The organism is Plantibacter sp. MMLR14_011, assembly GCF_001865025.1.
Lineage (GTDB): Bacteria > Actinomycetota > Actinomycetes > Actinomycetales > Microbacteriaceae > Plantibacter > Plantibacter flavus_A.
On sequence record NZ_MJGW01000072.1, the window covers coordinates 32,976 to 59,823 of the forward strand.

Consider the following 26,848-nt stretch of genomic DNA (forward strand, 5'->3'; position numbering starts at 1 on the left):
TCACTCCGCCTGGCGCTCCCGACGAAGGACCTCGTGGCGGGGGCTCGCCGGGTTCAACAGCGAGTGGCGTCGCCCGTAGGCGAAGTAGACGATGAGACCGATCACGAGCCAGACCCCGAACCGTAGCCAGGTCTCCCAGTGCAGCTGCAGGATCAGGAAGCCGGACGCCAGGACGCCGAACGCCGGGACGAACGGCATCAACGGCAACCGGAAGGAGCGGGGCTCATCCGGCTTCGTGTACCGGAACACGATCACCGACACGCAGACCACGATGAAGGCGGCCAGGATGCCGATGTTCGTGAGGTCGGCGACCTGCTTGATCGGGAACACACCGGCGAAGACGGCTGCCGCGCCGCCGGCGATCCAGGTCACCCGCTGCGGCACGCCTCGTCGGTCCGTGCGCGAGAACCACCGCGGCAGGAGACCGTCGCGACTCATCGAGAACCACACGCGGGTGACGCCCAACAGGAACGTCAGCATCACGGTGAGGATCGACAGGACGGCGAAGACGGAGATGATCGTCGCGACCACGGGCAGACCGACGCTCTGGAACGCCGATGCGAACCCGGCCGTGGGGTCGATGTCGGTGTAGTTCTGCATACCGGTCAGGACGAGGGTGGCCGCGACGTACAGGAGCATCGCGATGATGAGGGAGAGGATGATCGCCTTCGGCATGTGCTTCTTGCCGTCCTTCGCCTCCTCGGCGGCCGTGCTCATCGCGTCGTATCCGAAGACCGCGAAGAAGACCGTCGCGGCACCGGCGAACACCGGCCCGAAACCGCTCGGGAGGAACGGATCGTAGTTCTGTCCGTCGATGTAGAAGACACCGAGGCCGATGATGAACAGGATGAGCAGGACCTTGATCCCGACCGCGACGAGCTCGAATCGACCGAAGGCCTTCGTCCCGCGGCTCAGGATGAAGGTCACGAGGAGACAGACGAAGATGGCGGGGAGATTGACGAGGCCGCCCTTCCCCTCGTCGGCGGTCGAGGTCATCCAGTCCGGCATGTGGATCCCGATGCCGGACAGGAAGGCGTCGAAGTAGCCGGAGATCCCGATCGCGACCACCGCGACGATCGCGATGTACTCGAGCAACAGGTCCCAGCCGATGAACCAGCCGATGATCTCGCCGAGCGCCACATACCCGTAGGTGTAGGCCGACCCCGCTCTCGGGATCATGCCGGCGAACTCCGCGTACGACAACGCCGCGGCCGCGGAGGCGAGACCGGCGATCAGGAAGGAGAAGAGGACCGCCGGCCCGACAGCGGGCGAGGTCTCGCTCCCGTGAGCGACGAGTCCGGCGAGGGAGAAGATCCCCACCCCGATGATGCCACCGACCCCGATGGCCGTGAGTTGCCAGAGCCCGAGACTCTTGAACAGCTTCGAGCGGGAGGTCTCATCCTCGATCTCCGCGATCGGCTTCTTCCGGAGCAGCGAGCGGCTCCGATCGTCTGTACTCATGCTTGCCTCCGACGATGCTGCGGGCGTCGTTGCACCGCGCCATCGACGATAGCTGAGAACCAGCGCGGAGGGACCCGCCGATTGCGGCCTACTCGGCCGCGTACCGCTGCGGGATCGCCAGGCGCTGCCCCGGCTCGACACCGGCGGTGCTGAGCTGGTTGAGGTTCATGATCTCGGCGATGACGTCGCGCGGGTCGGCGTCGGGCGCGATGGACTCGGCCAGCTGCCAGAGCGACTCGCCCGGGTCGACCGTGATGTACGTGAACGTGGCTCCCGCCGCCGCCGTGTTGGCCGCGGCACCGCCTGCGGAGAGTCCGACGACCGCGACGCCGATGACCAGCGGGATGGCGGCGAGCGTGGTGAAGACGACGCGACCGCGCTTCGTCAGGCGGAGTCGGCGTGTGGACGGTGCGTCCGACGTCGGTGCCTGCGCCGTCCGCGCGGGAAGCGCCCGGTGGGACCCGATCAGTGCTGCGCTCATGTCAACCCTCCAAGAGTGTGCTCATCGTGTGATGAGGACTCGTATCCGACACTCGGCCAGGAGTGCCGGATACGAACCTGTGTTCCGAATATATCTTCGATTGTTCGAATACTCAACCCTGTCTTCGTACCTGAGACGCGCGGGATCGGCGACACGCTCGAACAGATGTTTGTCTGGACGAGCCGGTGCGGATACAGTTTCGAGTGTTGGAAGCAGTACACCACCACCCACCGACATCGGTCACCGACAGCCGATCAGGGCAGGAGCGAAGATGGCAGCGAACACGGCGGGCGACGGAGCCCGGGAGCGCCAGATCGGCGGCACCCGGCGACGGAAGAGCCTGAGCGACAAGCAGCTGGCGATCCTCGACGTCATCCAGCGCTCGGTCTCGCAGCGCGGCTATCCGCCGAGCATGCGCGAGATCGGCGACGCCGTCGGGCTCGCCTCCCTGTCGAGTGTCACGCACCAACTCGGACAGCTCGAACTCAGCGGATACCTCCGGCGCGATCCCAACCGTCCCCGCGCCATCGAGGTGCTCATCGACCTGCCGAGCGCCGTCGAGGGCAGCGATCCCGACTCCGCTCCCCCGGTCGGTGACGCCGCCATGGTCCCGCTCGTCGGTCGCATCGCCGCCGGCATCCCGATCACGGCCGAGCAGCAGGTCGAGGAGATCTTCCCCCTGCCCCGCCAGCTGGTCGGCAAGGGCAGTCTGTTCATGCTGAAGGTCGTCGGCGACTCGATGGTCGACGCCGCGATCTGTGACGGTGACTGGGTCGTCATCCGCGAGCAGAAGACCGCTGAGAACGGCGAGATCGTCGCGGCCATGCTCGACGAGGAGGCGACCGTGAAGGTGTTCCGCCAGCGCGACGGCCACACCTGGCTGCTCCCTCGGAACTCGGCCTTCGAGCCGATCCTCGGCGACCACGCCGAGGTCCTCGGCAAGGTCGTCGCCGTGCTCCGGACGGTCTGACCGACCGGACCACTCCTCCACACCGATGTGGGCCGGACCGATCCGTGGATCGTCCCGGCCCACATCCGTGCCGGACCGACGACGTCAGCCGGTCGCACCGACTCGTGCGCGGACGACGCGCGTGGCCTCGACGATGTTGGTGAGGGAGGCGACCGTCTCCTCGTAGCCTCGCGTCTTGAGCCCGCAGTCCGGGTTCACCCAGACCTGGCGCTGCGGGATCCCCTCCAGCGCGATCTCGAGCAACGCGGTCACCTCCGCGACGCTCGGCACCCGAGGCGAGTGGATGTCGTAGACGCCCGGGCCGATGCCGTGGTCGAAACCACTCGCCCGGATGTCGGACACGACCTCCATCCGCGACCGAGCCGCCTCGATGCTCGTCACGTCGGCGTCCAGTCGTCGGATCGCGTCGATCACCACCCCGAACTCCGAGTAACAGAGGTGGGTGTGGATCTGGGTCTCGGCGCGCACGCCCGCGGTCGCCAGCCGGAAGGAGCCCACCGACCAGTCGAGGTAACCTCCCTGGTCGGCCCGCCGGAGCGGGAGTAGCTCGCGGAGTGCGGGTTCGTCGACCTGGATGATGCGGATGCCGGCCCGCTCCAGGTCGGCGATCTCGTCACGCAGGGCGAGGGCGACCTGGTTCGCCGTCTCGGCGAGCGGTTGGTCGTCACGCACGAACGACCACGCGAGGATCGTCACCGGGCCCGTGAGCATGCCCTTCACCGGCTTGGTGGTCAACGACTGCGTGTAGGCCGACCACTCGACCGTGATCGGCGCCGGTCGCGAGACGTCCCCCCACAGGATCGACGGACGGGTGCACCGTGAACCGTAGGACTGCACCCAGCCGTGCTCCGTCACGGCGAAGCCGTCGAGGTGTTCGGCGAAGTACTGGACCATGTCGTTGCGCTCGGGCTCGCCGTGGACGACGACGTCGATCCCCAGATCCTCCTGCAGCGCCACGACGCGCCCGATCTCCGCGCGCATCGTCGCGACGTAGGCCTCCTCGTCGAGTGTCCCTGCGACCCGCTGTGCGCGGGCGCGACGGATGTCCCCGGTCTGCGGGAAGGAGCCGATCGTCGTCGTCGGGAGGAACGGCAGGCCGAGCGCCTGCTCCTGCGCCGTTGCGCGCTCCTGGTAGTCGTCCCGTGTGAAGTCCGCTGGCGCGAGCGCCGCCGTCCGTGCGCGGATGGTGGCATCGACGACCCCGGGCGCGGCCAGCCGATCGTCGAGCGCGGCCGACGCTGCGGTGAGCTCGGTCGCGATCGCTGCGCGCCCTTGGGTGAGACCGCGTGCGAGGACCGCGATCTGATCCACCTTCTGGTCGGCGAAGGCGAGCCAGCTCCGGAGACGAGGGGCGAGCTTCGTCTCCACCGACACGTCGTGCGGGACGTGCAGGAGGGAGGTCGAGGTGGACACCGCGAGCTGCGGGAAGCGCTCCGCCGCGCGCTCCAGGAGATCGGCCGCGGCTGCCAGGTCGCCGCGCCACACGTTGTGGCCGTCGATCACTCCCGCGACGACGGTCTTCGTGGCGAGTCCGGGTGACGAGTCCGGCAGGCCTCCTCGGACGAGGTCGACACCGACGGCCTCGACCCCCGAGTCGGCGAGCACCGGGAGGGCGTCGCCCAAGGCACCGTAGGGAGCCGCGACGAAGATCGCCGGGCGGTCCGACACGGCGGACAGGACGCTCGTCGATCGTTCGAGCGCCGCGAGGACCGTCGACCTCGGCACGTCGAACGTCTCCGACACCAGTGCGGGTTCGTCGAGCTGCACCCAGGGCGCGCCGGCAGCGGCGAGGCGCTGGAGGAGTTCCGCGTAGACGGGCAGCAATGCCTCCAGTCGATCGATCGGGGCGAATCCCGCTGAGGCCCCCTCGGCCGCCTTGGACAGCAGCAGGAACGTCACGGGGCCCACGATGACCGGCCGCGTCACGTACCCCTCGGCGAGGCCCTCGCGGAACTGCTCGACCACGCGGTCGTCGGAGAGCGCGAACGGCGTCGACTCGCCGATCTCCGGGACGAGGTAGTGGTAGTTCGAGTCGAACCACTTCGTCATCTCGAGCGGCGCGAGGTCGCCGGCGCCACGAGCGATCGTGAACGCCCCGGCGAGGTCGACCCGACCGTCGGCCCCGACGAGCGACGAGAAGCGCTCCGGGACGGCACCGACGGCGAGCGCGGCGTCCAGGACCTGGTCGTAGAACGAGAAGCTCTCGGGGATCGCGGCGTTCGTCGGGTCGAGGCCGAGCCCCGCGAGGCGGGCACGCGTGGCGGCGCGCAGCTCGGCAGCCGTCCGCTCGAGCGCCTCGGCGTCGATCCGGCCGGCCCAGAAGGACTCGACGGCGCGCTTCAACTCCCGGTTCGGCCCGATGCGCGGGTAGCCGAGGATGGTGCCGGCGGGGAATGCGGAGGTGGGGTTCATCGTGCGTCCTTGCTGGTGAGTGGATCGGGGATGGGATGACGGACCGGTCGGTCGCCCGGCACGGGGATGCCGGCACGGTGCAACACGTCGAGCACCGTCCGATGCTGGTTGAAGGCGTAGAGGTGTACGCCCGGCGCGCCGCCCGCGACGACGTCGCGGATGAGCCTCGCGGAATAGTCGATGCCGATGTCGATCCGTCCCGCTTCGTCCGGCTCGACCTCGAGCGCGATCGCCAGGTCGCTCGGGAGCGCCTCGCCGCTGAGCTCGAGCACCCGACGCAACCGCGCCGGACTCGTGATGGGCATCACGCCCGGCAGGATGGGCATGGTGACGCCGTGACGTCTCGCGCGTTCGACGAAGGCGAGGTAATCGTCGGCGTGGAAGAAGAGCTGGGTGATGGCGAGCGTCGCCCCAGCCGCCTGCTTGGCCAACAGGGTGTCGAGGTCCTGCGTCGTCGACCGCGACCGCGGGTGTCCGTTGGGGAACGCGGCGACCGCGATCCGCGGCCGATGGCGTCGCCCGAGCTGCACCGCGCCCGGGAGGCCGACCAGCGACCCCTCGGCGTAGGGCTCGTGCTCGGCACTGACCCGGCCGATGAGCTGCACGAGTTCCGCGGCACTCCCCAGATCACCGAGGAAGGCGTCGCCCTCGACGGCTCCGGCAGGCGGGTCGCCGCGGAGCGCGAGGAAACTGTGCACCCCGGCGTCGAGGAAGTCCTTGATGAGTCGGCTGGCCTGGGCGTGCGTCGACCCGACGCAGGTGAGGTGGGCCATCGGGTCCACCGAGGTCGACGTCCGGATGCTCCGCAGCACGTCCAGGCTCGCCGTTCGCGAGGAACCGCCGGCGCCGAAGGTGACCGAGATGAACTCCGGGCCGGCGGCGGCCAGGTGCTCGACCGTCCGTGCGAGCGCGACGCCGCCGTCGAGTGTCTTGGGCGGGTACAGCTCGAAGGAGAAGGGGGTATGCCCGGGACAGGCGGGCTCCGTCATGGTCATGGGGTCTCGTCTCGGTGGCAGCGGATCGAGAGCCGGCGACCACGCAGCACGCAGCGGTTCCGCTGGTGTGTCGTGGGCGGGTGCCGGGCTCGGCTGTCGCTCCGATTCCGCCGGTGAGGGCGGTTACGATGCGCACGACGATAGCAACGCCTGACGATCCGCGCGACGGACATCCGTCCGACAGCGTCATCCTGCGACACATTCCCCCGGCGGCGCTCCGGTCCTACGCTGATGCCATGACCGTGGGCACCAGGCACCGGGGCGGCGAGCGTCGAGCACTCGGCTCGCGCGTCATCGGGTCCTGCGTGGCGGTGGTGCTCGCCGTGTCCGGGTGCACGACCGCCGGTTCGCCCCTGCCGCGGGCGACGCGCACAGCCGCAGCGGAGGACCTCGTGATCGAGTTCCGCCAGAACCGCGACCAGTATGCGAGCGACGCCGCGATCGTCCGGGTCGGCAACGGCGGAGACGACGACATCACGATCGTCGGACTCGAGCTGGCGGGGTCGGCGTTCACCGCGCCGACCGTCCGGGACCGATCCTCGACGATCCGCGCTGGACAGACCACGGATCTCGCCGTCGAGCTGCCACCGGTCGACTGCGACGCACGCGACGAGGACGTGCGGGTCGATCTCCAGCTCAGACTCGACGACGGCGCCGTCCTCACCGCATCCGGCCTGTCCGATCCGACGAACGCGCTGCAGCGCATCCGTGCCTCGACGTGCACGGTGTCGGCGGTGCAGCGCATCGCCGAGGTGGCCGCCACTCCCGGGATCCGCCTCGAAGGTGCCGGAGCCACGACGGTCGCCGTCCTGACGATCACGGCCGTGCCGACCGGCGCTCCGGGTCACTTAGAGCTCGTCGCGCTGCGCTCGACGGTCCTGCTGCGACCGGCGCCGAGGGACGACGGCGGTGACCCACCCCAGGACTGGCCACTCAGCCTGACCGTCGACGCCGCTAGCGGTCCGCAGTCCATCGAACTCCGGGTCGTGCCGACCCGGTGCGACCCGCACGCCCTGGCGGAGGACAAGGTGGGAACTCTCTTCCCACTCGTCGTGCGGATCGACGACGGCCCGGAGGCCGTCATGACCCTCCCGCTCGACGCCGATACGGCGGAGGCGCTCAAGGATGCCGTCCGCGCGCGCTGCGCGTGAGGAGTCGGGTCAGCCGGCCACGGCTGGTGCCGGGACGACCTCGGCGAACGGCGCGAGGGCGGCGGCGAGCTCGGCACCGACCAGGGCGTGCACGATCGTGCCACGCTCGTCGTAGTCCGTCGACAGCACCTTGCCGCGTTCGTGCAGCAGCGTGACCAGGTCTCCGCGGTCGAAGGGCACGATGACGTGGACCTCGTTGCTCGGCGACGGGATCAGTGTCTCGATGCGCTCCATGAGCTCGTCGATCCCGAGACCGGTGCGGGCCGACACGAAGACGGCGTCCGGGACGAGACCGCGGAGCACGAGCAGCTGCCCGTCGTCCACGAGGTCGGCCTTGTTGAACACGACCAGCTCGGGGATGTGCCGAGCTCCGACCTCACCGATGACGTCGCGCACGGTGGCGATCTGGCCGGCAGGGTCGGGGTGCGCGGCGTCGACGACGTGCACGATGACGTCGCTGTCGGCGACCTCCTCGAGCGTCGAGCGGAAGGCTTCGACCAGCTGGTGCGGCAGGTTGCGCACGAAGCCGACCGTGTCGGCCAGGGTGTACTCGCGTCCGTCGGAGGTCACGTTGCGTCGGACCGTCGCGTCGAGCGTCGCGAAGAGCGAGTTCTCGACCAGGACGCCGGCCTTCGTGATGCGGTTCAGCAGGCTGGACTTGCCGGCGTTCGTGTAACCGGCGATCGCGACCGACGGCACCGTGTTGCGGCGGCGGTTCGCCCGCTTGGCCTCGCGCGCCGGCTTCATCGCCGTGATCGACTTGCGCAGTTTCGCCATCCGGGTGTGGATGCGGCGCCGGTCCAGTTCGATCTTCGTCTCACCGGGGCCCCTCGACCCCATACCGGCACCGGCACCACCGACCTGACCACCGGCCTGACGGCTCATCGACTCACCCCAGCCGCGGAGGCGGGGCAGGAGGTACTCGAGTTGGGCGAGCTCGACCTGCGCCTTGCCCTCTCGGCTCTTCGCGTGCTGACTGAAGATGTCGAGGATGACCGCCGTGCGGTCGATGACCTTCACGCCGACCGCGTCCTCGAGTGCGCGACGCTGGCTGGGTGCGAGTTCCGTGTCGGCGATGACCGTGTCGGCGCCGAGCGCCTGGACGATGGACTTCAGTTCCTGGGCCTTGCCGCGACCGAGATACGTGCTCGGGTCGGGGTGCGGTTTGCGCTGCAGGAGCCCGTCGAGGACGACGGCGCCGGCGGTCTCCGCGAGCGCTGCGAGTTCGCGCAGGGAGTTCTCCGCGTCGTGCAGCGCACCCTGCGGGTAGACGCCGATGATGACGACGTTCTCCAGCCGGAGTTGCCGGTACTCGACCTCGGTGACGTCCTCGAGCTCGGTCGAGAGCCCGGCGACGCGACGGAGGGCCTGCCGGTCCTCACGGTCGTACTGTTCGCCGTCGTCGGAACTGCCTCCTGAGGCATCGCCGGTCTGCAGGGCCGCTGCACCGCTGCCGAACAGGGTGTACCCGTTCGATCGGGACGCGGCGCTCGTGAGCACGCGTGCGACGACGTCGTCGGGATCGGTGACCGAGGCGTCGTCCACCACCGCCTCGACATCGACATCGGTGTCGTCTGCGTGGTCCTGGGGTGCGTCCATCGGTGGTCTAGGCATCGCGTTAACCCTACTTCCTCCTGGTCCGGTACCGTTCCTGTATGTCGAACGAGCACTACTTCACCGCCGAACCCGCGAGCGAGTTGCAGCTCAAACCGATCACCGCACGCCTCGGCGGCGTCGACCGTTCGCTCGTCTCAGCGGGCGGCGTCTTCAGTCCGGGTCACCTCGATCAGGGCACCCAGGTGCTGCTCGCGAACACCCCTCCTCCCCCGCCGACGGGCGACCTCCTCGACATCGGCTGCGGCTGGGGCCCGATCGCCCTGTCGCTCGGGCTCGCGTCGCCGGACGCGACCGTCTGGGCGGTCGACGTCAACGAACGCGCGCTCGACCTGACCCGGATCAACGCGGAGCGCCTCGGACTCGTCAACATCCGTGCCGTCCTCCCAGACGACGTCCCCGACGCGGTCCGCTTCGCGACCATCTGGTCGAACCCGCCGATCCGCGTCGGCAAGGACGAACTGCACCGCATGCTGATGCACTGGTTGCCGCGGCTCGAGGACGAGGGTGACGCCTGGCTCGTCGTACAGAAGAACCTCGGCTCGGACTCGCTGCAGAAGTGGTTGCAGGAGCAGCTGCCGACGTCGTTCCACGTCGGACGTGCGGCCATGGCCAAGGGCTTCCGCGTCCTGCACGCCCGGCGCCGGGAGATCCGTCCGGCCTGACCGGCTCAGGCCAGGGTGATCGTCCCGGAGTAGACGAGCGTCGCCGGACCGGCCAGCACCACGTGCTCGCCGTCTGCGCCGGGAACCATGCGCACCCCGAGCACCCCGCCGGGCACCTCGACGCGCCAGTCGTTCGGAGCCGCCGCGCCCGCCCAGTGGCGGAACGCGAGCGCCGCGGCAGCCGTCCCGGTGCCACAGCTCAGGGTCTCGCCGCTCCCGCGCTCGTGGACGCGCATGCGGATCCGGGCCACACCGTCGGCGATGAGCGGCTCACCCGGGACGACCAACTCGACGTTGGCACCGTGCGGCGGTACGGGGTCGAGCTGTGGGACGTAGTCCAGTTCCGCTCCGTCGAGTTCGGCGGCGTCGGCGACCGCGACGACGATGTGCGGGTTGCCGACGTCGATCCCGATCCCCGGGCGGGCCACGGGCAGCCCCTTCACCCGGACGAGCGTCTCCCGCTCGTCGAGGCTCCATCGGCCGAGGTCGACGACGTAGCCGAGCGGGTCGTAACCGACCATCCGGACGCCGGCGCGGGTTCCGATGGCGAGCTGTTCGCCGGGGGCCAGCTCCACGAGCCCGCTCTCGAGCAGGTAGTGGAGGAACACCCGGATGCCGTTGCCGCACATCTCCGCGACCGAACCGTCGGCGTTGTGGTAGTCCATGAACCACTCCGCGGCAGGGTCTTCAGCGAGCACGGCAGCCCCGGCTTCGAGGTGCGCGGACCGGACGGCGCGGATGACGCCGTCGGCCCCGATCCCGAAATGCCGGTCGCAGAGCGCCGCGATCTGGCTCGGATCGAGGGCCTCCTGGCCGTCAGGATCGGAGAAGAGCACGAAGTCGTTGCCCGTGCCGTGGCCCTTCGTGAAGGAGAGTGTCGACGCCATCCGACCAGTCTACGGGCGCACCCGGCGGGCCAGCTCACTCGCCTCGGCGCTGCCGCCCTCCACCCAGGTGATCGCCGGATAGCGCTTGAACCAGCTGACCTGACGGCGCGCGTACCGCCTCGTCAGACGCTGGGTCTCGGCGATCGCCTCCGCTTCGGTGAGCTCCGACCGCAGTTGCGCCACCGCTTGGGCGTACCCGATCGCACGGCCGGCGGTGACACCCTGCTCGAGGCCGTGCTCGAGCAGCTCGGCAGTCTCCGCGACGAGTCCTGCGTCCCACATCATCTCGACGCGCCGGTCGAGGCGCTCGACGAGGACCTCTCGCGGCGTCGAGACCCCGATGACCTCGACCGGCCGCCAGGGGACGGGGCGTTCCGGAAGCGCCGCACCGTGGCCGCGCTCGGCCAACTCGTGGACTTCGAGTGCGCGCACGACTCGGCGGGCGTTCGCCGCATCGATGCGCTCGGCGGTCACGGGATCGGCCATGCGGAGCCGCTCGATGAGCGACGGGAGCCCTTCCTCCTCGAGTTCCCGTTCCAGGCGCTCGCGCAGGGCGCGGTCTCTCGGCGGGAAGCGGAAGTCATGGATGACGCTCGAGACGTACAGCCCGGAACCGCCGACGAGGATCGGCGTCACCCCACGCGCGGTGAGCTCGTCGATCACCGCACGAGCCGTCGGCTGGTACCAGGCGACGGACGCCTCCTCCGTGACGTCCAGGACGTCGAAGAGGTGGTGCGGGATCCCGCGCCGCTCCTCCATGGGCAGCTTCGCGGTCCCGATGTCCATGCCACGATAGAACTGCATGGCGTCGGCGTTGACGATCTCGGCTGGACGGCCCGACTCGCGGAGAGCGGTCGCCAGCTCGAGCGACAGTGCGGACTTCCCCGTCCCGGTCGCTCCGACGACCGCGAGGAAGCCGGTCACCGGCGTTCGCCGTCGCTCGGGTCGTAGATGGGAGAGGTGGTCACGCCGACGGTCGGTGCCCCGATGCGCAGGCCAGGCAAGCCGAGCGAGACGCGGCCTGGCTCCGCCGCGGCGGCCGTCGTCGGCACACCGCAGGAATCGGCCTGAGCTCGATCCCAGGCGTCTCCGGCACGCGTCCGACGGACCCGCAGGGGTTCACCGCAGGGTGCGTCGGCGATGAGGTGGAACGACGCGGCCTCGGTGATCGTCACGGTCACGACGTCACCAGGTCGCGGCACCTCGGAGCGGGCCGGCACCTCGAAGTGGACAAGACGCGAGTCCTCGGCCCGCCCGCTCAGTCGATGCGTGGCGTCGTTCTTGCGCCCCTCCCCGACCGCGACGAGCAACTCGACCTGCCGGCCCACCTGACGCTGGTTCTCCTCGAGACTGATGCGGTCCTGCAACGCGATGAGGCGCTCGTACCGCTCCTGCACGACGGCCTTCGGGATCTGATCGGGCATCGTGGCCGCCGGCGTACCCGCTCGGATCGAGTACTGGAAGGTGAAGGCGCTGGCGAACCGTGCGGCCTCGACCACGCGGAGGGTCTCCTGGAAGTCCTCCTCCGTCTCGCCGGGGAACCCGACGATGATGTCGGTCGAGATGGCCGCGTGCGGAATCCGCGCACGGACCCGGTCGAGGATCCCGAGGAAGCGCTCGGACCGGTACGAGCGACGCATCGCCTTGAGGATGCGGTCGGAACCCGATTGCAGCGGCATGTGCAGTTGCGGCATCACATTCGGTGTCTCGGCCATCGCGTCGATGACGTCGTCGGTGAAGGCAGCAGGGTGCGGGCTGGTGAACCGGACGCGCTCCAAGCCCTCGATCGTGCCCGCCGCCCGCAGGAGCTTGCCGAACGCCTGACGATCCCCGAACTCGACGCCGTAGGAGTTCACGTTCTGCCCGAGCAGCGTCACCTCGATGGCGCCGTCCTCGACGAGCGCGCGCAGCTCACCGAGGATCTCGCCCGGGCGACGGTCCTTCTCCTTGCCACGGAGCGACGGCACGATGCAGAAGGTGCACGTGTTGTTGCACCCGACGGAGATCGAGACCCAACCGCTGTAGCTGGAATCGCGTTTGGTCGGGAGGGTGGAGGGGAAGGTGTCGAGCGACTCCAGGATCTCCAACTGGGCCTCGTCGTTGTGCCGAGCCCGCTCCAGCAACGACGGCAGTGAGCCCATGTTGTGCGTCCCGAAGACGACGTCCACCCACGGGGCCTTCTGGAGGATGACCTCTTTGTCCTTCTGCGCCAGACAACCGCCGACGGCGATCTGCATCCCGCTGCGCTGCTTCTTGATCGATGCCAGGTGGCCGAGGTTGCCGTACAGCTTGTTGTCGGCGTTCTCGCGGACCGCGCAGGTGTTGATGACCACGATGTCGGCCTGCTCGCCGTCCGCCTTGACGTAACCGGCTGCCTCGAGCGACCCGCTGAGCCGCTCTGAGTCGTGCACGTTCATCTGGCACCCGTAGGTGCGGACCTCATAGCTCCGCTGCCGACCTGACTCGTCGATCGCGGCGGGTGAGGCGCTGATGACCGTGGGCGTCTCGACGATGCTGCTCATACCGGCAGTCTACGCGCGGCCTGAGAGGCTTCCGGTCAGCGGAAACTCACGCCGGAACGCTTCGACCCCGACAGGGCACGTGAGCACGCCTCACGGATGATCGCCGAGCCGTATCCGCGTCTCGCGAGATAGGCCGACAGACGTCGCTCGGCCGTCGCCTGATCGAGGGAGCGCAGTTGACCGGCACGCTTCTCGGCGACCACTAGCGCTCGTCGAAGCTCGTCGTCGTCGTCGATGGCCTCGAGCGCCTCGGAGACGATCGTGGCGTCGATGCGTCGCGAGGAGAGTTCGCGGCCGATCACCGCACGGGACTGCCCTTTGCGGGTGTGCAGGCTCTCGACGAGTTGGCGTGCGAGTTCGGCGTCGTCGAGATAGCCGCGTCGACGGAGTTCGGCGAGGACGTGCTCGACCTCGTCGGGTGCTGCATCGTGGCCGCGGAGGAGTTCCGCGATCTCCCACTCGGAACACCCGCGGCGGGCGAGTCGTCGCACCGCGAGCAGGTCGAGTTCGGCCAGCCGAACCTCCGGATCGACCGGAGCCTCGACCTCATCGGCTTCGGCGCGGTCGTCGGCGTCTTCCGGCGCCTCGACGACCGAGGTCCAGGCGAGCGTCCGCCGGGCGGGCGCGGGTGGTGTCGTCGGGCTGGTCGCCGCCGGGGCATCGCTCGACATGTCGCCCGGCGGGGTGGTCTCCCTCTCGACGCGCTCGGTGGACGTCCGTCGCAACGGAGCGACGGGACGCGCGACGGGCGCGGCCACGAGCGGAGCCTCGTCGGTCTGCCCGACGAACCAGCCGTCGGGTTCTGCCGTTGCATCGGGCGCCTGACGCCGACCGCCGAACAGCGAGGTCACGGGGGCCAAGCGCTCCGACGACTCGTCGGCCGGACCGGCGGGAGGGAAGGAGACGACCATGGTGACCTCGCTGTTCGGGGCGCGCGCTACGCGCTGCGCTTCGCGGCGGACTTCGATGCGCCGGCGGCTGCGAGCTGCGGGGCTCCACCGGTCGCCGCCTCGAGCGCGGCGGCCTCGGCAGCAGCGACCTCGGCTGCGGCGGCATCCGCAGCCTTCTTGGTGGCGGCACCCTCGGCGCCGACACCGAGCTTGCCGAGGATCCGGCGCTCGATCTCAGCGGCGATGTCCGGGTTCTTCAGCAGGAAGTTCCGGGCGTTCTCCTTGCCCTGACCGAGCTGATCGCCCTCATAGGTGTACCAGGCGCCGGCCTTCTTGACGATGGCGTGCTCGACACCGAAGTCGATCAACGAGCCCTCGCGCGAGATGCCCACGCCGTACAGGATGTCGAACTCGGCCTGCCGGAAGGGCGGAGCCATCTTGTTCTTGACGACCTTCACGCGCGTACGGTTACCCACGGCCTCCGTGCCGTCCTTCAGCGTCTCGATGCGACGGATGTCGAGGCGGACCGAGGCGTAGAACTTCAAGGCCTTACCACCGGCGGTCGTCTCGGGGCTGCCGAACATCACACCGATCTTCTCGCGCAGCTGGTTGATGAAGATCATCGTCGTGTTCGTCTGGTTCAGGCCACCGGTCAGCTTGCGCAGTGCCTGCGACATGAGGCGGGCCTGCAGACCGACGTGCGAGTCGCCCATGTCGCCCTCGATCTCGGCGCGGGGTACGAGCGCGGCGACGGAGTCGATCACGATGAGGTCGATGGAACCCGAGCGCACGAGCATGTCGGCGATCTCGAGCGCCTGCTCACCCGTGTCGGGCTGGGAGACGAGCAGCGAGTCGATGTCGACGCCGAGCTTCTTGGCGTACTCGGGGTCGAGCGCGTGCTCGGCGTCGATGAAGGCGGCGATGCCGCCGGCACGCTGGGCGTTCGCGATGGCGTGCAGCGTGAGCGTCGTCTTACCCGAGGACTCAGGCCCGTAGATCTCGACGATGCGGCCTCGCGGGAGCCCTCCGATGCCGAGCGCGACGTCGAGGGCGATCGAGCCGGTGGAGACGACCTCGACCGGTGCACGCTCGTCGCTGCCGAGGCGCATCACCGAGCCCTTGCCGAACTGACGGTCGATCTGGGCGAGTGCGGTTTCGAGGGACTTCTCGCGTTCAGCTGGACTTGGCATGGTGTGCTTCTCTCTGCTCGGTGTCGGGTGCCTATAGGCTGTCGCCGCGTGTTCCGGGACCCGCTTCTGCTGAAGATCGGGGCCCGAGGGCGACAAGGCGTCGGTCGTTCCTGGTGTCTCCGACGGTACGCGCCACCACCGACATGCGCCGGTGGACGACCCGATCCGTGCAGAACGCACTCACGAATGATCCTGTGGAGGACACTAGCACCACTAGAACGGATGTTCGATACCGATCGGGCGGCGTGTCGAAGACCGCTTCGCCCGTGAGGCGGGACGCGTCACGCGCCCGGCTGCAGCCGTCCGACACCGTGGCGTCGCTCGTCCGGCACGTCGGTCGCGGTACACAGCGCGATCCAGACGTCGCGGGGCGGGACACCCGCGCGCAACGCCTCCTCGGCGGTCTTCGAGCCGAACTCGGTGAGTCCGAGGTCACCGGTGAGCACCGCTCCATACGCCACACCGAACTCGTCGGCCACGGCCGTCCTGAACTCACTCAGCTTCATTCCTGCTCCTGTCCCTTCCTCCGTCGTCCGTCCGGACGCGGAAACGCCCCGGGAGAGGGATCCCGGGGCGTTCTGCTGCCGTGCTCGCTCGATCAGCGGGAGACGAGTTCGTCCAGCTCGTTGACCAGTTCGTCCGGAACGGTGTCCGGGATGTTCGGGGAGAGACCCTCGATGACCGCGAGGCGGTCGCCGACCTCTCGCATGATGACGGAGATGGGGGTGTCGAGGGCGTCGGCCACCGAGGCGAGGATCTCGCTCGATGCCTCCTTCTGGCCTCGTTCGACCTCGCTCAGGTATCCGAGTGCGACGCTCGCCTTACTCGCCACCTGGCGCAGCGTGCGACCCTTCTGCAACCGGAAGTCCCTCAGCACGTCGCCGATCTCTTGACGGACTAGAACCACGTGACCCTCCCTCTGTGCTCTACGACCTCGTGTCGTACAGCGCTCTGCTTCTGCAACGCGGATTCACGTCGTCCCAGCTGATCGCCGTCTCGTTCGTGGATGGCCAACATTACAACCACCGTATGCCGAACAGTAACCAGGATCACTGGGCTTTTCTTGTGAATACGTCATCTGTAACGCGATGGAAACGGACGGTATTCCGCCGATCGGAGTCGGCGTTCACTGGAGTGCGCCGAGTTCGCGAACGAGCGCCTCCAACGCGAGCTCGACGGTCCGGTGTCGGATCTCCTGACGGCCTCCGTCGAGGGTGAGCGGCACCACCCGTCCGCCCGCTCGCGTCACGATGCCCACGAAGACCGTCCCGACGGCCTGGCCGTCCTGCGGGTCCGGTCCGGCGACGCCGGTCGTCGCGATACCGACGTCGGCTGGAAGCCCGTCGATCGCCAGGGCACGGCGCGCGCCGTCGGCCATCTGCAGGGCCACCTCCGAGTGCACGGCACCGTGGAGCGCGAGGAGGCCGGCGTCGACTCCGAGCAACGAGTGCTTCAGGCGGGTGTCGTAAGCGACCACACCGCCTCGGACCGTCGCGGACGCGCCGGGGACGCTGATGAGGGCCGCGGCCAGCAGCCCGCCGGTCAGGGACTCCGCGACACCGATCGTCAACCGGGCGTCGATGAGGGCGTGGACCGCCGAGGCGGCACCGGCGTCGGCCGACTCGACGGCATCGGACGTCATCGCTCGACCTGCCGGTCGGCGCGCGACCCGCGAACGGCGGTGACGACGTAGTCGATGCCGCTCGCGATGGTCAGGAGCACGGCGATGGTCATGAACACCGCGTTCACCCAGAGCACCCAGTCACCGAGGAGCACCCAGAACGGCGCGAGGGCGAGCGAGATCGCGACGGCCTGCGCCAGGGTCTTGAGCTTCCCCATCCACGCGGCGGCGACGACATGGTCGGAGATCACGATGAAGCGGTGGACGGTGATGCCGATCTCGCGCACGAGCACGACGATCGTGACCCACCACGGCAGTTCGCCGAGGATCGACAACGCGACGAGCGCTCCACCCGTCAGCACCTTGTCGGCGATCGGATCGAGGATCTTGCCGAGGTCCGTCACGAGGTTGCGACTGCGGGCGATGTGTCCGTCGATGCCGTCGCTCGCGATCGCGACGACGAAGAGCAGTGCCGCCCACCACCGCAGTGCGCCGTCGGAACCGTCGTCCGCCAGCAGCATCCACATGAACACGGGCGCGAGCACGATCCTCGCCACGGTGATCGCGTTCGGGAGGTTCCAGTTCGAGATGCGCGGCTCAGCAGCCGACGCGTTCGATGCCGTCATGTCTACTCCCGACCGGTGAGACTCCAGGCGTCTTCGTCAGAACCGCCCTCGACCTCAGGATAGTCCTGGAACTGGGCCTCGACCGGGTCCGCGCCGTAGGGGTCGGGCTCGACGCCGCCGACAGCGCCGACGACCGGAGCGGCCGCAGCTGCTGTCGATGCCGCCGCCGCGGGGGCCGGAGCGGCCGAGCCGTCGTCCTCGCCGCGCAGGCGGGCCAGGACCCCCGGCAGCTGCTCGGCGGTGACGAGGACGTCTCGGGCCTTCGAACCCTCGGAGGGGCCGACGATCTCGCGGGACTCCATGAGGTCCATGAGCCGGCCGGCCTTCGCGAAACCGACCCGGAGCTTCCGCTGCAGCATCGAGGTCGATCCGAACTGCGTCGACACCACGAGCTCCGCTGCTGCGAGCAGCAGTTCGAGGTCGTCGCCGATGTCCGCGTCGATCTCCTTGCGCTCCGCGACGGCCTGGACGTCCTTCCGGTACTCCGGCCGCGCCTGGTTGGTGACATGCTCGACGACCCGCTGGATCTCGTTCTCGCCGACCCAGGCACCCTGCACGCGGATGGACTTGTTCGCGCCCATCGGCAGGAACAGGGCGTCACCCTGGCCGATGAGCTTGTCGGCGCCCGGCTGGTCGAGGATGACCCGCGAGTCGGTGACGCTCGTGACGGCGAAGGCGAGGCGGGAGGGGACGTTCGCCTTGATGAGGCCGGTGACGACGTCGACCGACGGACGCTGCGTCGCGAGGACGAGGTGGATACCGGACGCACGGGCCAGCTGCGTGATGCGGACGATCGAGTCCTCGACGTCGCGGGGCGCGACCATCATCAGGTCGGCGAGCTCGTCGACGACGACCAGCAGGTACGGGTAGGGCTTCAGCACGCGTTCGCTTCCCGCGGGGAGGACGATCTCGCCTGCCACGACGGCCTTGTTGAAGTCGTCGATGTGCCGGTAGCCGAAGCTCGCGAGGTCGTCGTACCGCATGTCCATCTCCTTCACGACCCACTGCAGCGCTTCCGCCGCCTTCTTCGGGTTCGTGATGATGGGCGTGATGAGGTGAGGGACGCCCGCGTACGGCGCGAGCTCGACGCGCTTGGGGTCGATGAGGACCATGCGCACCTCACTCGGCTTGGCGCGCATGAGCAACGAGGTGATCATCGAGTTGACGAAGACCGACTTGCCGGAGCCGGTCGACCCGGCGACCAGGAGGTGCGGCATCTTCGCGAGGTTCGCGACGACGTAGCCGCCGCCGACGTCCTTGCCGACGCCGATCGTCATCGGGTGGTTGCTGTTCGTGGCCGCCGTCGACCGCAGGATGTCGCCGAGGGTGACGATCTCGCGGTCGGTGTTCGGGATCTCGATACCGATGGCGCTCTTCCCCGGGATGGGCGAGAGGATGCGGACCTCGTTGGACGCCACGGCGTAGGAGAGGTTCTTGCTGAGCGCCGTCACGCGCTCGACCTTGACGCCCGGGCCGAGCTCGATCTCGTACTGCGTCACGGTCGGGCCGCGGGAGAAGCCGGTGACCTTCGCGTCGACGCCGAACTGGTCGAGGACGCTCGTGATCGCGGCGACCGCTTCGTCGTTGGCCGCGCTGTGGGTCTTCGCGGGCTCCCCCGCAGCCAGCGTCCCTGCGGACGGGAGACGGTAGGGCGTGTCGTCCTGGCCCTGCTGCGCCATCGGGCGCGCCGAGAAGTCGATCTGGTCGGGTGCACCGAGGAGCGCCGGGTCGAGGTCTTCGATGACCTCCGTCGCGCCGGGGATGCTGTCGTCGTGCAGACCCGTCTGCGGCTTGATCTCGCCCGTGTTGAACCGCTTGACGGCGCTCTCCGCCGCTTCGAGGTCGCCGAGGAGCTCGGAGCCGAAGGCGTCGTGCACCGGCGCGGCCTTCGGCGACGCGGCAGGCGCGGCCACCGGTTCGAGCGGCGAGTCGAATCCGCCGGACGGCTTCTCGAGACCGAGGAGCTCGGTCATGTTGTCGCCCATGAGCGGGTCCTCGAACGTCGGGTCGTCCTCGCGGCGGCTCGTGTTGCGACGCCACCACGGCAGGGCCGCCGGCTCGTCGGGTTCCTCGTCGAGGTCGTCGAGTCGCTTCGTCCGCGCACGCTTCGGCTCTGCCGGCTCTCCCTCAGGTGCCTCCGGCTGCTCGCCGAACATCCAGGTGGAGAACTGCCGCACGCGGGCACCGACGCGGTTCGGGGGCGTCTTCGTCACGATGAAGAGACTGAGGAGGATCAGGAGCGAGATGAGGACGGTCGCGCCGATCGGGGTGATGATCGCGGCGAGCGGAGCGCCGAGGATCCACCCGAGGAGACCGCCGGCCTGCGCCAACGCGGGCAGGCCCTGACTCGGGTTCGGCTGGCCACCGTGGATGTGGCAGAGCGCCGAGATGCTGATCAGGAGCAGACCGAGGCCGATGCTGATGCGGCCGTTGTCGTCGACCGAGGCCGGGTGCCGGAACAGCCAGACCGCGAAGACGATCATGATGACCGGGAGCACGAAGGCGAGTCGGCCGAAGAGGCCTCCGAACGACCAGGCGTCGAAGGTCTGGGCGACCGGGTCGGCCGCGCCGAACCACTCGACGACGGCACCGACGACGGCGAGCAGGAAGAGCAGGAAGGGGAAGCCGTCGCGACGGTCCTCCTTGGCGATGCGCTCGGGACCGAGGGCGCGGACCGCTCCACCGACGCCGTGCGCGAGACCGAGCCACATCGAGGTCAGCACACTGCGCTGCTCCTCGGCGGCCGGATAGGCGACGGTCTTCTGCTGCTTCGTCGTCGACGCGCCCGCCTTGGGACCGGCTTTGGTGTTCGTCTTCGTGCTCGTGGTGCGCGACGAAGCGCCGCTCGGCGAGGAAGCGCTGCGCGAACGGCTGGTCGAGTTGGAACGTGCGGCCATGCGTTCACGGTACTCGTCGCCACCGACGCAGCCCGGCAAGCTGGCGGGGTGTCCACGATCCGCGATCCGCCGGGCGGTCAGCGCAGATTCAGGACCATCGTGTCGCGGCTCCCCCGACGGTCCACGGTCGCGAACCCCTCGGTGCGGTACAGCGAGACGGCGTGGTTCGCCCGCTCCACGCTCAGGCTGATGCGCTGGTACCCGGCCGCTCTGGCGAGCTGCACGGTCGCGCGGAGCAACTGCCGTCCGACGCCCTGTGCGCGGTGGATCGGACTCACCCCCAGGATGAGTTCGGGGACGCCGCCCGCCACGTACCCGAACCCGGGTGCATCGGACGGGAAGAGTCGATACCAGCACGCCCCGACCGGCGCGCCGTCCTGCCCGACGGCGACGACCCCGGCGTCGCCGGGGCGACGCCACCCGTGCACGTACCGGGTGTGCTGCGCATCGGCGAGGACCGCGGACCGGGGACGGGGCGCGACGGCGTTCCAGTTCGCCGCCTCGACCATCATGTCGGTGAGGACGCGCACATCAGCCACCGCGGCTTCGCGGATCGAGTAGACCGCCATGGACGGATGGTACGCCAACGGTGTTTCGAGCAGATGACGCACGAGGGGTCGCCGGCGCTCAGTACCGGATGGCGTCGATCACCTTCACGCGGACGGCGACGAGCGCCGGGAGGAGCCCGGCGATCGCGCCGACGGCCGTCGCGCTGACCAGCCCGAGGACCGCCGCCTCGATGGGGAACGGCGGGAAGTCCGTCACGAGCCCTTGACCGATGAACTGCTCGACGATCGGACTCTTCACGACGGCGACGGCGAGCATGACACCGATCACCCCGGCGACGAAGGTGGCGACGACACTCTCCATCATCACGGCGAAGAACACGCGCGGCGCGGTCGCCCCGAAACTGCGTCGGATCCCGATCTCGCGGATGCGCTGGCGGACGGTGACGAGCGAGAGGTTGATCAGCCCGAGGGCTCCGAGCAGGAGGATGAGTCCGGCGACGGCACCGACCACGAGCTTCAACGACAGGAGCGGGTCCTCTCCTGTCTGGCCGAAGTCGTTGCGGAACACCTCGACGCCGTACGCGTCGCCGAGTTCGGCACGCAGGTCGGACTGGATCCGCTGGATGAAGGCCTCGGCGTCCGCGTTCGGGACCCAGAACTCGAACTGCGGCAGCTGACCGGGCTGGCCCATGCCCTCCTCGGCGCCGGCCGCCGGACCGATGAGCGCCGTCCCCGCGGGCAGGATCGACAGCTGCGGTTCGGTGTCCCACTCGTTGCTGGCGTACACCCCGACGACCACGGCCGTGACCGGATGTTCACCGTGGACGGTGACCGTCGGGTGCGTCTCGATGGGCGGCGACCCGAGGCGCTGCCAGAACGCCGGGTTCACGACGATCGCGGGTGCGAGGCGGTCGCCGTCGTCCTCCTGGAACCAGGTGCCCTCGTCGAGTCTGATGCGGTGCATCTCGCCGTAGGGGACGTCGACGACGGTCGCGGGTACCGGCACGGTCCCGTCGGCGAACTGCACGTTCAACTGGGTGCTACCGGATTGCGAGACGTACCCGATGCCGTACCGCTCGGCGAGGTCGTGCACCGCCGTGATGTACAGCTCAGGGTCGGGCTGCTCCGCTCCCGTGCCGTAGACCGACGCCATGAGCGTGGCGGGTCGGCCGCCGTAGCGTTCCTGCGACTCGGTCTGGGCCTGCGCCGCGAGCGACGACATGCCGACCATGCTCGTGAGGGCGCACACCGCGACACCGACGCCGATGAGCGAGAGGATGACCCGGCCACGATGGATCCGCAACTCCTGGGCGGCCTCGACGACCGCTCCGACGATCGAGGTCAGGATCCTAGACATCCGTGGCCTCCAGTTCGTGATCGGGGGTGAGCACGCCGTGATCGAGACGGTGGTGGGTCGTCGCGAGTCGGGCGATGGCCCGGTCGTGGGTGATCGTCACGAGGGCGGCCCCCGTGGAGGACGCCACCTCATCGAGCAGGGACATGACGGAGGTGCCGGTCTCGACGTCGAGTGCGCCGGTCGGCTCGTCCGCGAGGATGAGCCGTGGCCCACGGACCAGTGACCGTGCGATGGCGACGCGCTGCTGTTCGCCGCCGGACAGTTTCGTGGGCATCGCGTCGAGGCGGTCGCCGAGTCCGACGCGTTCGAGCATCGCGGCGGCGATCTCCCGACGGCGCCAGAACGAGCGTCCGCCGGCATACAGGAGCGGCGTCGTCACGTTCTCGAGCGCGGTCCGGCCGGGCAGGAGGTTGAACTGTTGGAAGACGAATCCGATCTGGGCGCCGCGCAGTCGGTCGCGCGCACCGGAGCCGAGGCGTTCCGCCGGTCGACCGTCGAAGACGAGCGACCCGGAGGTCGGCTTGTCGAGCAGGCCGAGGAGGTTCAGGAGCGTCGACTTGCCCGAACCCGATCGGCCGACGATGGAGACGCGATCGCCCTCGTGCACCTCGAGGTCGACGCCGTCGAGGATCGTCAGCGGCGGCGCGTCGGGGATCTGGACGACCCTGGTGACGCCGCGGAGCTCGAGGAGCGTCACCCGACCGACCCGTCGCAAGCCATGCTGCCGTCCGGAAGCGGCGTGCACCCCTCGGGCGCGGGCGCGACGGCTCCGGGGACGAACTGGAGCACCGAGTCGCCTTCGGCGACGCCGTCGACGATCTGCACCTGCTGCCCGTCGTTCAGTCCCAGCGTGACCGGCCGTTCCTCCTGGGCGCCGTCGGCGCCGACGACCCAGACGGTCCCGGTTCCGGCCGAACCCTTGACGGCGGTCGTCGGCAGCACGAGGACGTTCTCGGCGACACCGCCCGCGAGTTCGATCGTCGCGGCGAGTCCGGCGAACACCCGGACATCACCGGGCACCGCGCAGGTGACGGAGGTTCCGCTGCCACCGGGTGTCTGCCCGGATCCACCGCCCGTCGTCGGCTCCTCCTCGTCGCCGCCGCTCGACGGCGTCGTGACGCGAACGGCCGGACAGACGAACGGGGCCGGGCCGCCGTTGATGGTGACCGTCGCCTCGCCGGGGATGGTGAGCAGACGGTACTGCTTGTCGGCGCTCAACGCCCCGGTGATGGAGAACGTGGCCGGCGACACCTGCGCAACCGCGTCGCCGATCTGGACCGACTGCCCGTGGATGAGCTTGACGTTGCCGAGAGTGCCCGCGACCGGCGCGGTCACCTGCACGTACCGCTCCTTGCCCTCCTCGTCGATGGTCTTGACGTCGAGGATGGGATCACCCTCCGCGAGGACGGCCCCCTTGGCGGCGAACACCTCGTCGACGGTGCCGGCGACGGTCGACTTCGCCGTGCTGGCCGGGTCGGCGACGACCTGGCCCTCCACCGAGACGGTGTTGACCACGGTGCCGAGCGCCGCCTGGACCTGTGGTTCCACGAGGCTCCCGGTCGGCTGCGTCGGCCCCTCCTCCTGCGGTGCGTCCGGGAAGAACGCGACCTTCACGAGGGCCACCGCGATCGCGGTGAAGACGAGCAGTTTCAGAATGGGGAACACCCAGGTGCGGACAACGCCCACGCCGACCTCCGGAATCCACCGCAGTCGGAGTGACGAGCGGCCATAGGAGCTTCCAAGGTAGCAACGCGGAAGGCGGCCGGACATCACCCTCGCGGATGATGTCCGACCGCCTCCTGGCGGGTGGGACCGAACGGACCCGTCCGGTGATCAGGCCTCGATGACGAGCGGGACGATCATCGGGCGGCGACGGAAGGACGTGTTGACCCAGCGGCCCACGGTCCGACGGATCACCTGCGACAGCGCGTGCGTGTCGCGGACGCCGTTCTCCGCCGCCTCGGCGAGTGCCTTGGCGACCTTCGGCTTGATGTCGGCGAAGACCTTGTCGTCCTCGGCGAAGCCCTTCGCGTGCACCTCGGGGCCGGAGATGATGTGCCCGGTCTTCGAGTCGACGACGACGATGACCGAGATGAAGCCCTCCTCCGCCAGGATGCGACGGTCCTTGAGGTCGGCGTCGGTGATCTCGCCGACGGTCGAGCCGTCGACGTAGACGAGCCCGACGTCGAGCTGCCCGACGACCTTCGCGACGCCGTCCTTCAAGTCGATGACGATGCCGTCCTCGCCGATGAAGGTGTTCTGCGCCGGGACTCCGCTGTCGATCGCGAGCTTCTGGTTCGCGACGAGGTGACGGTACTCGCCGTGGACCGGGAGCACGTTCTTCGGCTGAAGGATGTTGTAGCAGTACAGCAGCTCACCGGCGGCCGCGTGACCGGAGACGTGGACCTTCGCGTTGCCCTTGTGGACGACGGTGGCGCCGAGCTTCGTCAGGCCGTCGATGACCCGGTAGACCGCGTTCTCGTTGCCCGGGATGAGGCTCGAGGCGAGGATGACGGTGTCGCCCGGGCCCGGTTCGATCGCGTGGTCGAGGTTCGCCATCCGGCTGAGGACGGCCATCGGCTCGCCCTGTGACCCGGTCGACATGTAGACGATCTTGTCCTCGGGGAGGTCCTTCGCCTTCTTGTAGTCGATGAGCAGGCCCTCGGGGACGTTCAGATACCCGAGGTCGGCTGCGATACCCATGTTGCGCACCATGGACCGACCGAGGAACGCGACCCGCCGGCCATGGGCGTGAGCCGCGTCGAGGACCTGCTGGACGCGGTGCACGTGACTCGAGAAGCTCGCGACGATGACGCGGCGCTCGGACTTCGCGATGACCTGGTCGAGGACCGGCCCGATGGACCGCTCGAGCGGCGTGAATCCCGGAACGTCGGCGTTCGTCGAGTCGACGAGGAAGAGGTCGACGCCTTCTTCACCGAGGCGGGCGAAGGCGCGGAGGTCCGTCAGGCGGCCGTCGAGCGGCAACTGGTCCATCTTGAAGTCACCGGTCACGAGGACCGTGCCGGCGTCGGTGTCGATGAACACCGCGAGCGCGTCCGGGATCGAGTGGTTGACCGCGACGAACTCGAGGTCGAACGGCCCCAGCGCCTCGATCTGGCCCTCCTTCACCGGCAGGGTGTAGGGGACGATGCGGTGTTCCTTGAGCTTCGCCTCGATGAGCGCGAGCGTCAGGCCGGAACCGATCAGCGGGATGTCCTTGCGGAGCTTCAGGAGGTAGGGCACGGCGCCGATGTGGTCCTCGTGACCGTGCGTGAGCACGACCCCGACGATGTCGTCGAGCCGGTCCTTAATGGAGGTGAAGTCGGGAAGGATCAGGTCGACGCCCGGCTGGTGTTCTTCGGGGAAGAGCACGCCGCAGTCGACGATCAGGATCTTGCCGTCGATCTCGAAGCAGGTCATGTTCCTGCCGATCTCGCCGAGTCCTCCGATGGGGATGACGCGGAGCGTCCCCGGTTCGAGGACTGGCGGATCGATGATGGTATTGGGCATGTAGCCCCCCTCTGGTTTGTCTAGCGAGTCGTACCGGCGACCTTGGGCAGCGCGCCACCGGCGGCGGCGTTGCGGTCTGGCCGGAAGTTGCGGAAGTCGACGCCTGGGATGTCCTTCACCAGGTCGATCTCATCCTCGATCTGCGCGGCCTCCCACTCCTCCGGACCGACCAGCGGAAGACGTACCCGCGGGCTCTGGATCCGGCCGAGGCCGTGCAAGATGTATTTGGCGGCGACGGTGCCGGGGACGTGGGTCATGACCGCGCGCACGAGCGGCTCGAGCTGCCGGTGCGCGGCGGTCGCTGCGACGAGGTCGCCGGAGTTCACCGCGTCGACCATGTGTCGGTAGGGCGTCGGCGCGATGTTGGCCGTGACGCCGATGAGGCCGGTGCCGCCGATGGCGAGCGTCGGCAGTGCGTTGGCGTCGTCGCCGGCGAAGTACATGAGGTCCGTCTGGTTCATGACCCGGCTCACCTCACTGAGGTCGCCCTTGGCGTCCTTCACCGCGAGGATGTTCGGGTGCTTGGCCGCACGCAGGATCGTCTCATAGGTGATGGGGATGCCGGTCCGCCCCGGGATGTCGTAGAGGATGACGGGCAGATCCGTGGAGTCGGCGATCATGCGGAAGTGGGTGAGCACGCCGGCCTGGGTGGGCTTGTTGTAGTACGGGGTGACGATCATGTTGCCGTCGGCGCCCGCCTGCTCGCTCTTCTTCGCGAGCTCGATCGCGTGGGCCGTCTCGTTGGAGCCACCACCGGTGATGATCTTCGCGCGCCCGCCCGCGACGGCCTTGCCGACCTCGACGAGCTTCACCTTCTCCGGGTCCGTCAGCGTCGACGTCTCACCCGTGGTGCCGGTGACGACGATGCCGTCGGCCCCCGCGGTCACGACGTCGTCGATGTGTCGCTCGACGGCCTTCCAGTCGACCTCGCCGTCGGCGGTGAACGGCGTCACCAGGGCGACGAGGACTTGACCGAAGGGGTTCTCTGCACGCGACACGCTCTCAGGCTATCGGGTTTCCCTCGTGCGGGTCACCATCCGCACAGGCGTCACCTCGCGTCACAGAGGCTCAGGGACCGGTACCCGGACCC

At 69.1% G+C, this 26,848-nt stretch carries 24 protein-coding genes; 3 read left to right on the plus strand and 21 right to left on the minus strand.

What is annotated here, in order from left to right:
• Both BIU99_RS16840 and BIU99_RS16845 read right to left on the minus strand, forming a co-directional pair.
• Positions 1–1,461 (minus strand): amino acid permease, encoded by a 1,461-nt coding sequence (locus BIU99_RS16840; protein WP_071262298.1) that lies wholly within the window; start codon positions 1,459–1,461, stop codon positions 1–3.
• 88 nt (positions 1,462–1,549) lie between these two features.
• On the minus strand, positions 1,550–1,942 hold the full coding sequence (locus tag BIU99_RS16845; protein ID WP_083397438.1) for a LysM peptidoglycan-binding domain-containing protein: 393 nt from the start codon (positions 1,940–1,942) through the stop codon (positions 1,550–1,552).
• Positions 1,943–2,213: 271 nt separating this feature from the next.
• Here BIU99_RS16845 and lexA point away from each other — a divergent pair, with 271 nt between their 5' ends.
• Positions 2,214–2,912: a transcriptional repressor LexA gene (gene lexA / locus BIU99_RS16850; RefSeq protein WP_071262299.1), complete on the plus strand. Its 699-nt coding sequence runs from the start codon at positions 2,214–2,216 to the stop codon at positions 2,910–2,912.
• A gap of 84 nt (positions 2,913–2,996) precedes the next feature.
• Here lexA and metE read toward each other — a convergent pair whose 3' ends face one another.
• Together metE and BIU99_RS16860 are read right to left on the minus strand one after the other, a co-directional pair.
• Complete coding sequence (metE, locus tag BIU99_RS16855; protein WP_071262300.1) at positions 2,997–5,324, minus strand: 5-methyltetrahydropteroyltriglutamate--homocysteine S-methyltransferase; 2,328 nt, start codon at positions 5,322–5,324, stop codon at positions 2,997–2,999.
• A complete protein-coding gene (locus BIU99_RS16860; RefSeq protein ID WP_083397439.1) occupies positions 5,321–6,319 on the minus strand; it encodes a methylenetetrahydrofolate reductase in 999 nt (332 codons plus the stop codon). The genes metE and BIU99_RS16860 overlap by 4 nt, the downstream gene beginning before the upstream one ends.
• Positions 6,320–6,555: 236 nt before the next feature.
• Here BIU99_RS16860 and BIU99_RS16865 point away from each other — a divergent pair, with 236 nt between their 5' ends.
• Complete coding sequence (locus tag BIU99_RS16865; protein ID WP_071262301.1) at positions 6,556–7,470, plus strand: hypothetical protein; 915 nt, start codon at positions 6,556–6,558, stop codon at positions 7,468–7,470.
• Positions 7,471–7,479: 9 nt separating this feature from the next.
• On the opposite strand, the gene hflX is transcribed toward BIU99_RS16865, so the two are convergent.
• A complete protein-coding gene (hflX, locus tag BIU99_RS16870; RefSeq protein ID WP_254773643.1) occupies positions 7,480–9,084 on the minus strand; it encodes a GTPase HflX in 1,605 nt (534 codons plus the stop codon).
• Between the two features lie 41 nt (positions 9,085–9,125).
• Here hflX and BIU99_RS16875 point away from each other — a divergent pair, with 41 nt between their 5' ends.
• Positions 9,126–9,749, plus strand: a complete 624-nt coding sequence (locus BIU99_RS16875) for a class I SAM-dependent methyltransferase (protein ID WP_071262302.1) — start codon at positions 9,126–9,128, stop codon at positions 9,747–9,749.
• A 5-nt stretch (positions 9,750–9,754) separates the two neighbouring features.
• Here the strand turns inward: BIU99_RS16875 and dapF are convergent, their stop codons facing one another.
• The 16 genes from dapF to dapA all read right to left on the minus strand — a co-directional run bounded on the left by dapF (position 9,755) and on the right by dapA (position 26,756).
• On the minus strand, positions 9,755–10,636 hold the full coding sequence (dapF, locus tag BIU99_RS16880) for a diaminopimelate epimerase (protein ID WP_071262303.1): 882 nt from the start codon (positions 10,634–10,636) through the stop codon (positions 9,755–9,757).
• Positions 10,637–10,645: 9 nt separating this feature from the next.
• Complete coding sequence (gene miaA, locus BIU99_RS16885) at positions 10,646–11,560, minus strand: tRNA (adenosine(37)-N6)-dimethylallyltransferase MiaA (RefSeq protein WP_071262304.1); 915 nt, start codon at positions 11,558–11,560, stop codon at positions 10,646–10,648.
• The gene (miaB, locus tag BIU99_RS16890; protein WP_071262305.1) at positions 11,557–13,158 is read right to left on the minus strand and encodes a tRNA (N6-isopentenyl adenosine(37)-C2)-methylthiotransferase MiaB; all 1,602 of its coding nucleotides are present in this window, start codon (positions 13,156–13,158) and stop codon (positions 11,557–11,559) included. Before miaB ends, miaA begins: the two co-directional genes overlap by 4 nt.
• A 35-nt stretch (positions 13,159–13,193) precedes the next feature.
• Positions 13,194–14,069, minus strand: a complete 876-nt coding sequence (locus BIU99_RS16895; RefSeq protein ID WP_071262306.1) for a regulatory protein RecX — start codon at positions 14,067–14,069, stop codon at positions 13,194–13,196.
• 26 nt (positions 14,070–14,095) lie between these two features.
• Complete coding sequence (gene recA, locus BIU99_RS16900) at positions 14,096–15,238, minus strand: recombinase RecA (RefSeq protein ID WP_079002686.1); 1,143 nt, start codon at positions 15,236–15,238, stop codon at positions 14,096–14,098.
• 281 nt (positions 15,239–15,519) lie between these two features.
• Positions 15,520–15,744 carry a DUF3046 domain-containing protein gene (locus tag BIU99_RS16905; RefSeq protein WP_064294442.1) on the minus strand — a complete coding sequence of 75 codons (225 nt, stop codon included), beginning with the start codon at positions 15,742–15,744 and terminating at the stop codon, positions 15,520–15,522.
• A gap of 92 nt (positions 15,745–15,836) precedes the next feature.
• Positions 15,837–16,145, minus strand: coding sequence for a helix-turn-helix domain-containing protein (locus BIU99_RS16910; RefSeq protein ID WP_056012120.1), 309 nt, complete (start codon positions 16,143–16,145; stop codon positions 15,837–15,839).
• 219 nt (positions 16,146–16,364) lie between these two features.
• The gene (locus BIU99_RS16915) at positions 16,365–16,880 is read right to left on the minus strand and encodes a CinA family protein (protein WP_071262307.1); all 516 of its coding nucleotides are present in this window, start codon (positions 16,878–16,880) and stop codon (positions 16,365–16,367) included.
• Positions 16,877–17,485, minus strand: coding sequence for a CDP-diacylglycerol--glycerol-3-phosphate 3-phosphatidyltransferase (pgsA, locus tag BIU99_RS16920; protein WP_071262308.1), 609 nt, complete (start codon positions 17,483–17,485; stop codon positions 16,877–16,879). The genes BIU99_RS16915 and pgsA overlap by 4 nt, the downstream gene beginning before the upstream one ends.
• 2 nt (positions 17,486–17,487) lie before the next feature.
• On the minus strand, positions 17,488–20,382 hold the full coding sequence (locus tag BIU99_RS16925) for a DNA translocase FtsK (RefSeq protein WP_071262309.1): 2,895 nt from the start codon (positions 20,380–20,382) through the stop codon (positions 17,488–17,490).
• Positions 20,383–20,459: 77 nt separating this feature from the next.
• Positions 20,460–20,951, minus strand: a complete 492-nt coding sequence (locus BIU99_RS16930) for a GNAT family N-acetyltransferase (RefSeq protein ID WP_064294446.1) — start codon at positions 20,949–20,951, stop codon at positions 20,460–20,462.
• A 58-nt stretch (positions 20,952–21,009) separates the two neighbouring features.
• Positions 21,010–22,248, minus strand: a complete 1,239-nt coding sequence (locus BIU99_RS16935) for an ABC transporter permease (RefSeq protein WP_139205492.1) — start codon at positions 22,246–22,248, stop codon at positions 21,010–21,012.
• The gene (locus BIU99_RS16940; RefSeq protein ID WP_064294447.1) at positions 22,241–22,945 is read right to left on the minus strand and encodes an ABC transporter ATP-binding protein; all 705 of its coding nucleotides are present in this window, start codon (positions 22,943–22,945) and stop codon (positions 22,241–22,243) included. Before BIU99_RS16940 ends, BIU99_RS16935 begins: the two co-directional genes overlap by 8 nt.
• Positions 22,942–23,934 (minus strand): hypothetical protein, encoded by a 993-nt coding sequence (locus BIU99_RS16945; protein WP_071262310.1) that lies wholly within the window; start codon positions 23,932–23,934, stop codon positions 22,942–22,944. Before BIU99_RS16945 ends, BIU99_RS16940 begins: the two co-directional genes overlap by 4 nt.
• A gap of 147 nt (positions 23,935–24,081) precedes the next feature.
• Entirely contained in the window at positions 24,082–25,758 is a 1,677-nt protein-coding gene (locus BIU99_RS16950; protein WP_064294449.1) for a ribonuclease J, read from the minus strand.
• A gap of 20 nt (positions 25,759–25,778) precedes the next feature.
• Entirely contained in the window at positions 25,779–26,756 is a 978-nt protein-coding gene (gene dapA, locus BIU99_RS16955; protein ID WP_064294450.1) for a 4-hydroxy-tetrahydrodipicolinate synthase, read from the minus strand.
• Between the last annotated feature and the right edge of the window lie 92 nt (positions 26,757–26,848).